5 protein-coding genes are annotated in these 15,269 nt (G+C 43.4%); 1 reads left to right on the top strand and 4 read right to left on the bottom strand.

Annotated elements, in window-relative coordinates:
- Positions 1–214: 214 nt before the first annotated feature.
- Positions 215–1,528, bottom strand: a complete 1,314-nt coding sequence (gene hflX, locus CLOL250_RS08015) for a GTPase HflX (RefSeq protein WP_008401813.1) — start codon at positions 1,526–1,528, stop codon at positions 215–217.
- Positions 1,529–1,569: 41 nt separating this feature from the next.
- Positions 1,570–2,976 carry a L,D-transpeptidase family protein gene (locus tag CLOL250_RS08010; RefSeq protein WP_008401812.1) on the bottom strand — a complete coding sequence of 469 codons (1,407 nt, stop codon included), beginning with the start codon at positions 2,974–2,976 and terminating at the stop codon, positions 1,570–1,572.
- Between the two features lie 281 nt (positions 2,977–3,257).
- Between CLOL250_RS08010 and CLOL250_RS08005 the strand changes: the two genes are divergently transcribed.
- The gene (locus CLOL250_RS08005) at positions 3,258–4,586 is read left to right on the top strand and encodes an MATE family efflux transporter (protein WP_044945587.1); all 1,329 of its coding nucleotides are present in this window, start codon (positions 3,258–3,260) and stop codon (positions 4,584–4,586) included.
- A gap of 310 nt (positions 4,587–4,896) precedes the next feature.
- On the opposite strand, the gene CLOL250_RS08000 is transcribed toward CLOL250_RS08005, so the two are convergent.
- Both CLOL250_RS08000 and CLOL250_RS07995 read right to left on the bottom strand, forming a co-directional pair.
- Positions 4,897–13,698, bottom strand: a complete 8,802-nt coding sequence (locus tag CLOL250_RS08000) for a DUF5979 domain-containing protein (RefSeq protein ID WP_274922260.1) — start codon at positions 13,696–13,698, stop codon at positions 4,897–4,899.
- A gap of 196 nt (positions 13,699–13,894) precedes the next feature.
- Positions 13,895–15,262, bottom strand: a complete 1,368-nt coding sequence (locus CLOL250_RS07995; RefSeq protein WP_008401808.1) for an MATE family efflux transporter — start codon at positions 15,260–15,262, stop codon at positions 13,895–13,897.
- Positions 15,263–15,269: the final 7 nt, after the last annotated feature.

The raw sequence follows: 15,269 nt of genomic DNA, 5'->3' as shown, positions 1-15,269 counted from the left end.
AACCATATGGCATATTGTTTTCCGGTGTCTGATCGTTCATACCGCCATCAGCACCATTCGGATTCTCCGGGAATCCCTGATTCATATTATTTTCGTTCATCTCATTTTCCTTTCGTTCTGATGAATATATAGCAGATCATCCATCTGCTTCGTTTTCATGTTTATTCTATATTAACTCCGACAATTCCTACATTAGTAGAAAACAGAGGATTTGTCAAAGATTTTTATCCAAACCAAGCTGACCGATCAGGCTCTTTGGAACATATGCTTCAACAAAGATTCCGTCCTCCAGATATTCTTCCGTCAGAACTTCGCCATATTTCCTTATCAGCCCCGGTTTCCCCGCATCCTGATAAGCAAATGTATGCCGGATATATGTCTTCTGCTCCCGCAGAACTTCTTCAACCTGTACCAGCAGATCATCGATTCCAGCACCGGTCTTTGCTGACAAATATACCATACGATCCGCGCGAAGGTCCTTGATCATCGATATATCCCCACCCTCCGGCAGTTTGTCAATCTTGTTGAACACTGTAATGATCGGATGATCCTTTTCCTCATCTACATTTAACTGTCTGAGTGTCGCATAGACCGTCTCCATATTCCGATCCCAGTTCGGGTCGGACGCATCCACAACATGGAGGATTACATCACTGTACTTCGCCTCCTCAAGTGTCGACTTGAATGCCTCCACCAGATGGTGTGGCAGCTTGCGGATAAATCCTACCGTATCCGTGAACAGCACCTGCTGTCCGGCGGGAAGTACAGCATTTCTCGTTGCCGGATCAAGCGTTGCAAATAACTTATCTTCTTCCAAAACACCTGCGCCCGTCAGCTTATTTAACAGAGTTGACTTGCCGGCATTTGTATATCCTACAATACTTACAACCGGAATCCCCGTCCTGTTCCGCTGCTTTCTCTGTTCTGTCCGTCTGCCTTCTACCTGACGAAGATCCGCTTTCAGCTTCGAGATCCTGTCTCTTATCACTCGACGGTCGATCTCCAGCTTCTTCTCACCGGGACCTCTGGTTCCGATTCCTCCACCAAGTCTCGACAGGGAATCACGCATACCTACCAGTCTGGTCGCCCGGAATCTGAGCTGTGCCAGCTCTACCTGCAGCTTTCCTTCATAGCTTCCGGCATGTGCGGCAAATATATCCAGAATAACCATCGTTCTGTCCATTACTTTTATATTAAGTGCATCCTGAAGGTTCATCAACTGTGCCGGTGATAACTCGTCATCACAGACGACGCCTGTCGCATCATACATAGCGACCATGCTTCGCAGTTCTTCTACCTTACCACTGCCAAGATATAGATCACTTGTTGCACGATCCAGACTCTGGATTAGTCTTCCGACTGTAGCTGCCCCTGCGGTTTCCAGAAGTTCCTCCAGTTCATCCAGTGATTTCTCTGTATCCTCTACCGATACTCCACCGGTGGTTACTGCAAATACGATCACTCGTTCTTCTGCTTCCATCTGCACTTCATAACCGCTTTTTTTATCATTTTCTGATCGAATATCCAACTTCTAACCTCTCTTCTTTTTCAGCTTTCTGCTGTCCTTCTCTATTCCTCTAAAGCAATCGTTATCTTCCACACGGCTGATCGATTATCTGCGGTATCTTTTGCATAACAGGATACTTCATAGGTTCCCGGTGTCTCCTGTACACCTGTCAGGTCTATCACAAGAACCGGATTCTCTGTTGTCCGGTCATCGTCTACCCCGACTTCCTCCGTCTGTGGGATCACATCGTATGAGATGATCTTCTTATCACTGTCAAAGGCTGTAACATTTCGCGCGATCAAAGCTGCCAGTTCATCTGCATCCCCATGATAACCTCTCAGGTGCAGTTCATCCGGTGCTTCCGTAATAACAGGAGGTTCCGTGTCCTTGACCGTAATATAGATATCCCGTAATATTTTCTTTCCATTATCATAAAAGTAATAAGATAATTTATATTCACCCGGTGTCTGGTTGTCTACTGTTCCTTCTACCATGAGCCGATCCGTTACATTCTCCATATCTGATGAAAATGCAAGAACACCTGTCTTACTGTCAAACGGCTCTCCCACTTCAATGCTATGGCTTACCGCTCCATATATCGCCGCCGTTCCGGCAAACGGATTGCCCGGCGTCGTATCTGTCGGATCCCAGCCAGTATCATCTGTCTCAGTAAAAACATATGGCTGCTGTGGTCTGCCAAGCGGTCCCGGATAATCACTGTCGAATAAGTATACCTGTGTTCCCGGCATACAATTCTCATAGATCCATTTCACATCCGCCACACACATACGGATACATCCAAGCGATGCCCCTTCTCCGAGCTTATTATATTCCCATGTCTCAAGTTTATCGCTTCCCTTTTCTGTATAAGGAACGGAATGGAAATAAATTCCCTCATGAATCTGGTAAGCATACTGTCCGTATACATTTCCTTGCAGGATCGCCCATTCCAACCGCTTCTCTGTTGTTGTGAATAAGCCTGCCGGTGTCGTATCATCCAGTGATACCGAACATCGAAATGCCTTAACCGGAACTGTATAAAAACCATCCGAATCCAGACTGTATACTGTAACAATATTCTCTTTACGATTAATCTTTATGGCATATGGCATTCCATTGTCTTTCAGATCTATGCCATTATAGTCCTGTCCGGCAGAAACAGCATCTACCTTCTTTAATTCTGCCGGCTGAGCAAGTTCCAGATGATCTTTTGTATTTTCTTTCTCATTTTTTGTCACACCTTCTATATCGGTATCTGCATCCGTCGGCGTTGCTTCTTTATATATGGAAATCTTCTTTTTATTTGTCTCCCCGGATCTGGATACCGCCTGCACCCCTACCAAGACCAATATTGCTATATAAACAGCAAAAAACAAAAATGCCTTTATAAAGGATAAACCTTTCAATCTCTGCCGACTACTTTCTTCTTTATTAGATATCTTTTCATCTTTCTGATTATCTTTTTTCATTCGTATCCAATCCTTCTAACTTTTTATTCTAACATACATTATTTCCGATAAAACCTAAACTTATCTTACATATCATACTGCATAATCCATGATATATCTATCCATTTTCATGCAGCAATTTTCATTTTCTTCCACAATCTGTCATTTTCACCAAATCTGATTGTAAATTTTCTGTACCTTTTTTTATGTTTACTTCTCTTTACACTTTCCCAAAAATGTATATAATTCAATAGTACGAAAGGAGAAAGCAGCGTCTGATGGCGTTCTGCAAGTTATATAATATGAAAGATTTAACCGAAGGAAAACCAATAAAAGTAATATGGCTCTATGCCCTTCCAATGATTCTCGGACAGATCGCACAGCAGTTCTACAGCTTCTGTGATTCTGCCATTGTCGGAAACTGTATCAATCCCGATGCGCTTGCAGCCGTCGGAGCAACCAGTGTTATCTCGAATACACTGATCGGATTTCTGAACAGCGCCACGCTCGGCTTATCGATCCCGATAGCCCGGTATTTCGGTGCTCAGGATCAGAAAAACATGCGAAAATGTATCGGTGTCTCAGCAATCCTCACCTTTGTTACTTCCATCGTTCTTACGATCGTTGGACTTCTGTTTATATATGACCTCCTGGTGCTTCTTGGTACACCTGAGGAAATTATACATATGGCTGACAAGTACGTCAAATACATTTTAGCAGGACTTATCTTTTCAGCAATTTATAATTTTGGTGCAAATCTGCTACGTGCTGTCGGTGACAGCAAGACCCCATTGATCTTCCTTGGCATCGCAGTTGTGCTGAACATCGGACTGGATCTGTTATTTATCCAGGGCTTCCATTCAGGTGTTGCTGGAGCAGCTATCGCTACAGTTATCTCGCAGGCAGTTGCCGGTGTTGCATGTTTTATATACATCTTCACAAAATGTGACTTCCTGATCCCCAAAAAAGATGAATACAGAGTTGACCATACAGATTTCAGCGATCTGGTACAATCCGCTCTCGCCATGGGATTCATGAGCTGTATCGTAAATATAGGTACTGTTACCTTACAGAGTTCTATCAATAAACTAGGTACAAATATCATTACTGCACATACCGCAGCAAGAAAGATCTTCGATATCCTCGATGTAGCTCTCTATATTATCGGAAACGCAGTTACAACCTTTGTCAGTCAGAACATCGGTGCCAAAAGGATCGACCGTGTAAAATCCGGTATCCGTGCCGGCATCCTTATAAATACGATCGCAACCACACTTATTATTCTGGTCGGTTTCCCAACCGCTCCGCTTCTGCTCCGTCTGGTTGCCGGAACAAGCGACGCAGCTGTAATCGATCCAGCTGTTATGTATATCCGAATCAGCATGTGCTGTTTCTATGTACTCGGACCATTGTTCGTACTTCGCTGTGCTATGCAGGGTATGGGAAGAAAGATTGTTCCCGTGCTTTCCAGTACGATCGAAATGGTCGGAAAGATCCTTGCTGTTATGTTCTTGGCACCTGCCCTCGGATATCTGGGCGTAGCGATCACCGAACCTATCATCTGGGCTGCCTGCACGCTGATGCTTACCATTATGTATGTCGCAAAGCCTGTTGATAAGATATTCGCATAACATCACCATATATAAAAGCCTATCTGTAATAACGGCTTACTGTGATCAGTTATGACTCATTTAGTTTCTATTCGATACACCCGCTTATTTGTCAGCAGTCGCCCCAACTCACCCTTACGGGTTCAAACAAGGGCTTGATGCTGACAGCTAGAGTGTATCTCATTACGAAACTACATGAATGTCATTACTGATCACAGCAGCCATCATCACAGACAGGCTTGTCTTATTTATATATATGATAATCTTATCGAAAGACGCCGGGCTGTCAATTATGACAGTCCGGCGTCTTAATTTTGTTTGCTATCAGATATTATTTCTGATTCTTACGTTTCTTATAGACAACAGTTCCTGCTCCTGCAAGTGATACTGACATCATAATGAGAAGGAAAGCTATCGGTGAATCATCACCTGTCTTTGGCTTATCTACTGTCTCCTCTGTCGTCGTTTCTGTTGTTGTCTCTGTAGTTGTTACTTCGGTTGTCTTCTCTGATGTAACTTCGGTTGTATCTTCCGATGTTACCTCAGTCGTTTTCTCAGATGTAACTTCCGTAGTCTTTTCTGTAGTTGTCGTCTCAGAAGTATCTTCGGTGGTTGTCTCTGTAGTTGTGGTCTCATCGTAGGTATCCACAAATGTTACATCTACTGTCTCATCTATCTCTACCTGAACATCTACTGTCTTACCATCCTTCTGAAGTCCTGTACCAATCGCATACTTGATGCTCTTAGTCTCATATCCATCGATATCATACTTGGTTTCTTCTACTGTATATTTGCCAGCAGGTTTTTCAAGTTCCAATGTATACTGCTTTGTAGTCACATCATACTTGAAATCATTCAATGAATATGTCTCGACATTTCCGGCTTCATCTGTAATCTTGAACTCGATCGCGCTAGCTGCTGTAGTCTTATCTACAGAACCAACAACCATCTTTGTAAGTACAAGTTTGCCCTTAGTTCCAACTCTTGTATTTGTAATCGTTATCTCGCCTGTTACAGGATCTGTCGTTACGCTGTCTGTATATTCAGCCGGTACATTTAATTCCTTGACGCTATATGAGATTAACTGTCCGGCATCATCATACTTTGGAAGATTTGTCCATGTATGCGTCCATGAATTATTCTCATCCAACCGAGCTGCTACACCAGAAACGGCTGTTCCTGCATAAAGCTGTACGCTTACAAATGGTGCACGTTTATTGGCTTTATTGTTATTATCGTTCCATATCTTCTTAACTGTTACAGAGGTAAGTTCTCTAGCGTAATCGTTTATGAACTCGACATCGATCGTTGTTCCATCTGCTACAGTTGCTGTTGCTGTATCGCCATTATCTTCGGTTCCGCTTCCTACCTTGTGGCTGGTTGTCAATGTATAACCTGTGATTCCTGCTACAGTTTCGACTACTGTGTAGTCACCTACTGCAAGGCCATCAATCTGTACACTGCCGCCTGCTGTTAACAGTTCTGCTCCGGTTACGGTCTTACTGTAGCTGTCTGGGCCTGTGATCTTAAAGCTGATATCTGATGCTACATCTGTGAGTGTCTTGTCTCCACTTACTGTCTTCGTCAGCTTCAGGCTACCGACCTGCTTCTTATAGTTGTTTGTAAATGCTACTTCTGCTGTTCCGCCATTTGGTACGGCTGCCGTTGCTGTTGCTCCGGCTTCTGTACTTCCACCATCTACTTTGTAAGTAGTAGTGACTGTATAGCCGTTTGGTCCGGTAGTCGTCTCTTTCACCGTATAAGTTCCTTTTGCAAGATTATCGATCGTGTAACTACCGCTTGTATCAAGTTGTGTTCCTGATACTGTCTCACTGTAGCCATTTGGTCCGGCGATCTCAAAGCTAATAGTTCCTTTTACATCTGCAAAGCTTCTATCTCCTGTTACTGTCTTTGTCAGCTTCAGGCTTCCCGGATTCTCTGCATAATTGTTTATAAACTCTACGTTACTGGTTACTCCATCTGTTACAGCTGCCGTTGCTGTCTTTCCGTCAACTTTGCTTCCGCTTCCTACCTTGTGGCTGGTTGTCAATGTATAACCTGTGATTCCCGCTACAGTTTCGACTACTGTGTAGTCACCTACTGCAAGGCCATCAATCTGTACACTGCCGCCTGCTGTTAACAGTTCTGCTCCGGTTACGGTCTTGCTGTAGCTGTCTGGGCCTGTGATCTTAAAGCTGATATCCGCTGCTACATCCGCAAGCGTCTTGTCTCCACTTACTGTCTTTGTCAGTTTCAGGCTGCCGACCTGCTTCTTGTAGTTGTTTGTAAATGCTACTTCTGCTGTTCCGCCATTTGGTACGGCTGCTGTTGCTGTTGCTCCGGCTTCTGTACTTCCACCATCTACTTTGTAAGTAGTAGTGACTGTATAGCCGTTTGGTCCGGTAGTCGTCTCTTTCACCGTATAAGTTCCTTTTGCAAGATTATCGATCGTGTAACTACCGCTTGTATCAAGTTGTGTTCCTGATACTGTCTCACTGTAGCCATTTGGTCCGGCGATCTCAAAGCTAATAGTTCCTTTTACATCTGCAAAGCTTCTATCTCCTGTTACTGTCTTTGTCAGCTTCAGGCTTCCCGGATTCTCTGCATAATTGTTTATAAACTCTACGTTGCTAGTTGCTCCATCTGTTACAGCTGCCGTTGCTGTCTTTCCGTCAACTTTGCTTCCGCTTCCTACCTTGTGGCTGGTTGTCAATGTATAACCTGTGATTCCTGCTACAGTTTCGACTACTGTGTAGTCACCTACTGCAAGGCCATCAATCTGTACACTGCCGCCTGCTGTTAACAGTTCTGCTCCGGTTACGGTCTTACTGTAGCTGTCTGGGCCTGTGATCTTAAAGCTGATATCTGATGCTACATCTGTGAGTGTCTTGTCTCCACTTACTGTCTTTGTCAGCTTCAGGCTGCCGACCTGCTTCTTGTAGTTGTTTGTAAATGCTACTTCTGCTGTTCCGCCATTTGGTACGGCTGCTGTTGCTGTCTTGCCGTCAACTTTGCTTCCGCTTCCTACCTTATGGCTGGTTGTCAATGTATAACCTGTGATTCCTGCTACAGTTTCGACTACTGTGTAATCACCTACTGCAAGGCCATCAATCTGTACACTGCCGCCTGCTGTTAACAGTTCTGCTCCGGTTACGGTCTTACTGTAGCTGTCTGGGCCTGTGATCTTAAAGCTGATATCTGATGCTACATCTGTGAGTGTCTTGTCTCCACTTACTGTCTTTGTCAGCTTCAGGCTGCCGACCTGCTTCTTGTAGTTGTTTGTAAATGCTACTTCTGCTGTTCCGCCATTTGGTACGGCTGCTGTTGCTGTTGCTCCGGCTTCTGTACTTCCACCATCTACTTTGTAAGTAGTAGTGACTGTATAACCTGTTGATCCGGTCACAGTCTCTGTCACCGTATATGTTCCTTTTGCAAGATTATCAATCGTATAACTTCCGCTTGCATCCAGTTCTGTTCCGGCTATCGTCTTGCTATATCCGTTTGATCCGGCGATCTCAAAGCTGATATCCGCTGCTACATCCGCAAGCGTCTTGTCTCCACTTACTGTCTTTGTCAGTTTCAGACTTCCCGGATTCTTCGCATAATTGTTTACAAACTCTATGTTGCTGGTTGCTCCATCTGTTACAGCTGCCGTTGCTGTCTTTCCGTCAACTTTGCTTCCGCTTCCTACCTTATGGCTGGTTGTCAATGTATAACCTGTGATTCCTGCTACAGTTTCGACTACTGTGTAATCACCTACTGCAAGGCCATCAATCTGTACACTGCCGCCTGCTGTTAACAGTTCTGCTCCGGTTACGGTCTTACTGTAGCTGTCTGGGCCTGTGATCTTAAAGCTGATATCTGATGCTACATCTGTGAGTGTCTTGTCTCCACTTACTGTCTTTGTCAGCTTCAGGCTGCCGACCTGCTTCTTGTAGTTGTTTGTAAATGCTACTTCTGCTGTTCCGCCATTTGGTACGGCTGCTGTTGCTGTCTTGCCGTCAACTTTGCTTCCGCTTCCTACCTTATGGCTGGTTGTCAATGTATAACCTGTGATTCCTGCTACAGTTTCGACTACTGTGTAATCACCTACTGCAAGGCCATCAATCTGTACACTGCCGCCTGCTGTTAACAGTTCTACTCCGGTTACGGTCTTGCTGTAGCTGTCTGGGCCTGTGATCTTAAAGCTGATATCCGCTGCTACATCTGTGAGTGTCTTGTCTCCACTTACTATCTTTGTCAGTTTCAGGCTGCCGACCTGCTTCTTGTAGTTGTTTGTAAATGCTACTTCTGCTGTTCCGCCGTTTGGTACGGCTGCTGTTGCTGTCTTGCCATCAACTTTGCTTCCGCTTCCTACCTTGTGGCTGGTTGTCAATGTATAACCTGTGATTCCTGCTACAGTTTCGACTACTGTGTAGTCACCTACTGCAAGGCCATCAATCTGTACACTGCCGCCTGCTGTTAACAGTTCTACTCCGGTTACGGTCTTGCTGTAGCTGTCTGGGCCTGTGATCTTAAAGCTGATATCCGCTGCTACATCTGTGAGTGTCTTGTCTCCACTTACTATCTTTGTCAGTTTCAGGCTGCCGACCTGCTTCTTGTAGTTGTTTGTAAATGCTACTTCTGCTGTTCCGCCGTTTGGTACGGCTGCTGTTGCTGTCTTGCCATCAACTTTGCTTCCGCTTCCTACCTTGTGGCTGGTTGTCAATGTATAACCTGTGATTCCTGCTACAGTTTCGACTACTGTGTAGTCACCTACTGCAAGGCCATCAATCTGTACACTGCCGCCTGCTGTTAACAGTTCTGCTCCGGTTACGGTCTTACTGTAGCTGTCTGGGCCTGTGATCTCAAAGCTGATATCTGATGCTACATCTGTGAGTGTCTTATCTCCACTTACTGTCTTTGTCAGTTTCAGGCTGCCGACCTGCTTCTTGTAATTGTTTACAAACTCTATGTTGCTGGTTGCTCCATCTGTTACAGCTGCCGTTGCTGTCTTTCCGTCAACTTTGCTTCCGCTTCCTACCTTGTGGCTGGTTGTCAATGTATAACCTGTGATTCCTGCTACAGTTTCGACTACTGTGTAGTCACCTACTGCAAGGCCATCAATCTGTACACTGCCGCCTGCTGTTAACAGTTCTGCTCCGGTTACGGTCTTGCTGTAGCTGTCTGGGCCTGTGATCTTAAAGCTGATATCCGCTGCTACATCCGCAAGCGTCTTGTCTCCACTTACTGTCTTTGTCAGCTTCAGGCTTCCTGCCTTCTTTGTATAGGTATTAACAAAGTCTACCTCTGTATTCTTTTTTGCCTCTACAGTTGCAGTTGCTACTTTACCGGTTTTTTCGCTTCCACTTCCAACCGTATATTTAGTAGAATGCTTAAATCCTGTAATATCCGTTATTGTCTCGGTTATCGTATATTGACCCGGCACAAGACCAGTAAGGGTCTTTGTTCTGGTTGTTGCATCCAGGTCTTTGCCCTTTATGGTTGCACTGTAGCTTCCCGGTCCTTTTATTTCAAAGCTCAAACCATCCTTAACATCAGCAAATGTCTTATCTCCACTTACTGTCTTTGTCAGAGTCAGGCTGCCACTCATATCTGCCGAATTATTGAAACTGATCATTTCCGGAATAGTATTACCTATTAATATTCCATCTTCCGAATACTTATCTATACTGTTTATATCTGAATAAATCTCTCCTGTGGTAGCATCCTGCTTCACGCTTACGGTTGCAACATAGAAGGATGTATCGTATGCAATATTCGAATTTGATCCTTTCTTCTCAGATATCTTGTAATAAAATTCTTTTCCTATATCCGAGGCTGTGTAATCTATTACATTGAAATCACCAATACCGGTCGCAGTGCTTGACGTAATCTGCTGGTTTACACCAGACGTCTTGTCTGTATATGTGATCTCTTTCTGACCATTTACAGAACTGATACTTGGTTTATTTATCTCCTGAAGTTCAAATGTAAACGCCTCATACTTCTGTAGATTTTTCGTTGATCCATCTATAGTCTTCTTTATCTGAAAACTACCTTTTTCGTTGTTATATCTCAGGTAACTGCTGGTTACAATCCTCTCCAACTGGGAGGTCTGCTGTACCTTCTTATAATCGTCACCCGGAAGTACAAAATACATAGGATCCGGATTCACCTTATATCCAAGCTGAGATCCTGTCTCAACCAATGCATATACAATATCGAGTCGGAGATTGTCAATTACCCACTCCGTCTCATCATCTCTCAGTGTCTTCTCCTTTTCCGGAGTGGCACTGCTGTCATATGTATATAATCCGGTTGCTTCATCATATGTTGCTCTGTATATCTTAAAGGAGGATCCTCCCAATGGTTTCATATTACCATCGGTTCCTCTGTAATACTTTAACAATGTTATAGATCCGGTATCACCGGCACCCTGTACCTTTGATGAATATGCGTAATTATATCTGGAAACCTGATCCTTTGTATCAACAGTTTCTACGCCTTTCACTGTAAATGTATTACCACTGTTTTCAAATGTAATCTTGTCTGAATCCGCAGCAGTTCCATCACCATAAAGAGCCAGCTTTACTGTATATGTGATCTGGATATGTGTTTCATCAGGAATCTTAAATGTAATGCGGTTATTCAGCTTATCATACGAAAATGACGCTGAACTGCACTCCGATGAATTTCCGTCATCATCAATCTGCTTGATCTTGACTGTAGATGGATCAAGGATCAGGCTGGTACCCATATCATCCTCACAAGTAAGAACATCTGTACCTGATGCCAGATCATATCCACATTTATTAATATCAACGGTATAGAATATTTTATCAACGCTCTTGCTGGTATTATATTCCATCTGTTTGTCTACAAGTTTTCCCGGTGTCAGCTGTGACGACACCGTCTTCTTTCCCACACTTGTTCCGTCATAAGTAGCTGATACCTTGTTCTTAAATGTAGTAGTTCCGCCCTTGTGGAATTTCATTCCATCCTTTACCTTGGCTGTATATGTGACATATATACCACGTTGGTTCGGCGCAGCATTATTGATATTATCGATCATCTCCTGTGATAAAGTTACAGTAAAGACAACTTTTCCGTCTTCTGCAGATGTATCCGTAACACCAAGCTGCGAGCTCTGATAGTTATTATGGTTATCAAACCAGCCATCAACCTGTCCTGCACCCAGATAATCAACTGATTTCAGCACCATGTTGTCCGGCATCTCATCTGTAAAGATTATCTGCTTTCCAACCTCCGGAGTTATAGAATCGTCCTTTGAGAAATCAACCCATACATTGTATTGGATGGTTTCTTTGTCGTCGTCGGCAAAAAATGCTCTCTTATCCGTAATGCTGACAGCCTTGAATTTATAATCTGCAGATACCGGTATCACACCCTGTTTTCCATTACTCTTATATCGAACTTCACCTTTGTTTGAATATGTTCCTATTGGATCTTCATCTGTTATGTGAGTCTTAAAGGTCAATGTCATATGTGCAGAGCCGCTTGCCTGCAATGATGCAATATATGAATCCTTAAATGTAAGATTATTTTGTTTATTAAAGTCTGTATATGTGGTCTCCAGTACATCAGAATCCATCTGCTGGTTACTCTTTTCTGTGTACTTCAGGATAGTTGCATCTGTATGGGTGTTATCAGTCAGTGTAACTTCCAGATTGCCGATATTGAAGTCATGATTTCCTGAAGCACCGTACAGACTATCATTTACCGCAACATCTGTAATATTTTCGCCTGTTGGTATATCCACATCTATCTTCCATGTCAGAATCTTTGAAGCTTCATCGTAAGATGCATAAGATTTCTTTGCCCAGTTTGACTCTGTAATTCCCACTTCGGCAGAAGTGTTGTACTTGTGTCCATCAAATTGAATATTTGTTACATCGTTCTGTGCGGTAACCTTTGATGAAGAACTCTGTGCGTCAGCCGACACATCTGTTGTATATTCATATGTGTATGTCTTATTATCGGTAGTTGTAAAATCACTCTTGGTAAAGGATATATCCTTAGATGCTCCGAGAGCAGTACCCCCAAGCATTTCTGTCACTTTATCTGTAACCCCGGACATATCAACCTTATCCCATCCAACGACTCCCGGTGTAACAGTTATCTTCCAAGTAACCTTTCCCGTTGTGCTGTCATATGTACCGTTCTTTGAAACAGATGGCATATCAAGATCCAGATTAACACTATTACTGTCTGATGTTTTAGGATTTCCTTTGTTTGTCGTATATTCTGTCTTGAATTTATTTGACTCGCTTCCTGTATAATGGTTTGTACCCTGTTCCAAAACAGATGCATCAGCCTTCATATCATATGTAAAGCTGATTTTCTGATTCTTTGTCATTGTTGAACCAATGGCTGTACTCAGTTCTGCCAGAGAACCATAGGTTGTACCATTATAAACAAAATTTGTGGCACCGGATAATGCAGATCCAGCCTCATCACTTAATACAAGATCCGAAATATTGTCATCCTTACATGTAATATCAACCTGATATGTCTGGTTTAATGTTCCGTCAGCATTCAGAGTTGCTTTACCTACAGTCTTCTTCGCTACTTCAAGATTACTTTCTGCCTGATTAAATACAACATGAATGTCAAATTTATTACCGCTGACAGCGATCGTCGCATCCGTGCTTGCTTTATTATCATCGTTATTAACCGAAACCACACCATCCAGGCTTGCCTTTCCTGAACGGTTGGAATAGTTATCATAATAATCCTTATTAATAACAAGTGTGAACTCGCTACCGTTTATACTGTATTTACCCATCTCTGTATTGGTCGTATCATTAAACGGAACATTTGTGATACTGTCCATACTGATATTATCAATGCCCAGATCGATCTTCGTTATGTAATCTCCTCCCGCTGTTGTCATTGAGGAATTCGGGAACTGCCAGTTGAAATTAATCCTCACCTTCGTCTGGTCATTCAGCGTTATTCCGCTAGTTAACGGCTTGTACGCCCCCGCTGCTTCATCATAGTATTCAACGACCAGATTGGTTATCGTCATACTATCATCATCGGCAAATACTGCACCTGAAAAATTAACAAATAATGTATTGATAACTAATACAAATGCAAGTAAAAATGCCACAATTTTACTTCGTTTCATTTGATTCATCTTTCTTCCTCCTACATTAAATATTCTTTCTCTCTGTACAACTCTACAGATTATTAAAATGAACAGACTACCCCCAGGGCATAAACGTTCCAGTTCACCACATCATACGCCATTATCATAAAAAAGTCAACAAAACGGCAGGGTTATATTTATTAAATTTTGCCAAGGATTAAGTTAATTTATTAATTTAAGCTGATTGCTTATCTGTTATGCCCGCAGGCAGCCATTTTCCCTTCCATGCATAGAGCACCATAAGAACCGCTCCGAACGCCCATGAGACCGGATATAAGACAAAAATTCCGTCAATATCATGGAAAGTAGGAAGGATAAACTGAATCCACACGATACGGAACAGACATAAAGATGTCAGCAGTACGACCATTGGCGGTACACTCTTTCCTGCCCCCCGGATGGTTCCTGCCAGACCGTGCATGATACTTAAAATGAAATAAAACGGGCAGAAGTACTTCATCGCCAGTTCTCCGTATGCGACGACTGCATCATCATTTGTGAATAACCGCATCAACGGGTCTGAAAATACCAGAAGCAGGATTCCTGTGGTGATCGTATAGATCAATCCCATCGCGATCGTCACCCACATGCCTTTCTTTACCCGGTCTATCTTTCCGGCTCCATAATTCTGTCCGGTAAATGTCGTAACTGCCATGCTGATACTCATAACCGGAAGGATATTGAAGCCGTCGATCTTCAGATATGCGCCAAATCCCGCTACCGCATCTGCTCCGAATCCGTTCACACTGGACTGCACAAGGATATTTGACAGGGAAATGACCATATTCTGGATTCCGGTTGGAAGTCCGATCTTCACGATACGTCCTGCCATCTGTCTATGTATCTTTATCTTTCTCAGAGAAACTCTGTAATCTGCTTTTACGCGTATCAGATAACCGGTCGCAAGAACACTTGATACCACCTGACTGATATCTGTTGCGATCGCAGCGCCTTCTACACCCATGCCAAAGCCCCGGATCAGAACCAGATCGAGGATGATATTTGTAACCGATGCATACGCAAGGTAGATCAGTGAACGCTTCGAATTACCACCTGCGTTCAGGATGCCTGCTGCCATGTTATATAGAACATTGAATAACAGTCCACCAGAATAAATCTGCAGATAGAGAACTGCGCCGTCAAATACTTCTTCCGGGGTATGCATCCACAAAAGAAGTCTGCGGCTGAACAGAACACCACCGATCGTAAGGATCACGCCTAATATAACAGATATCGCAAGGGCTGTATGAACAGCATCCTCTGTCTCTTTTTTCTTCTTTGCGCCCAGATACTGGGAAACTACAACACCTGCACCTACGGAAGCGCCCTGACTGAATGCGATCAGCAGGTAAATCACCGATGTACTGGAGCCGACTGCCGCAAGTGCATTCTTTCCTACAAAATTACCAACGATGATCGAATCTGCTGTGTTATACAACTGTTGCAGCAGATTTCCTAATATTAGTGGAATTGCAAAAAATAATATATTTTTTACGATGCTTCCCTCTGTCATCAGAGTGCCTTTTTTCGTTTCTGACTTCATCTGTATC

Origin of the sequence: Clostridium sp. L2-50 (assembly GCF_000154245.1) — a bacterium.
GTDB lineage: Bacteria > Bacillota > Clostridia > Lachnospirales > Lachnospiraceae > Coprococcus.
This window is presented reverse-complemented; position numbering and strand designations above follow the sequence as displayed.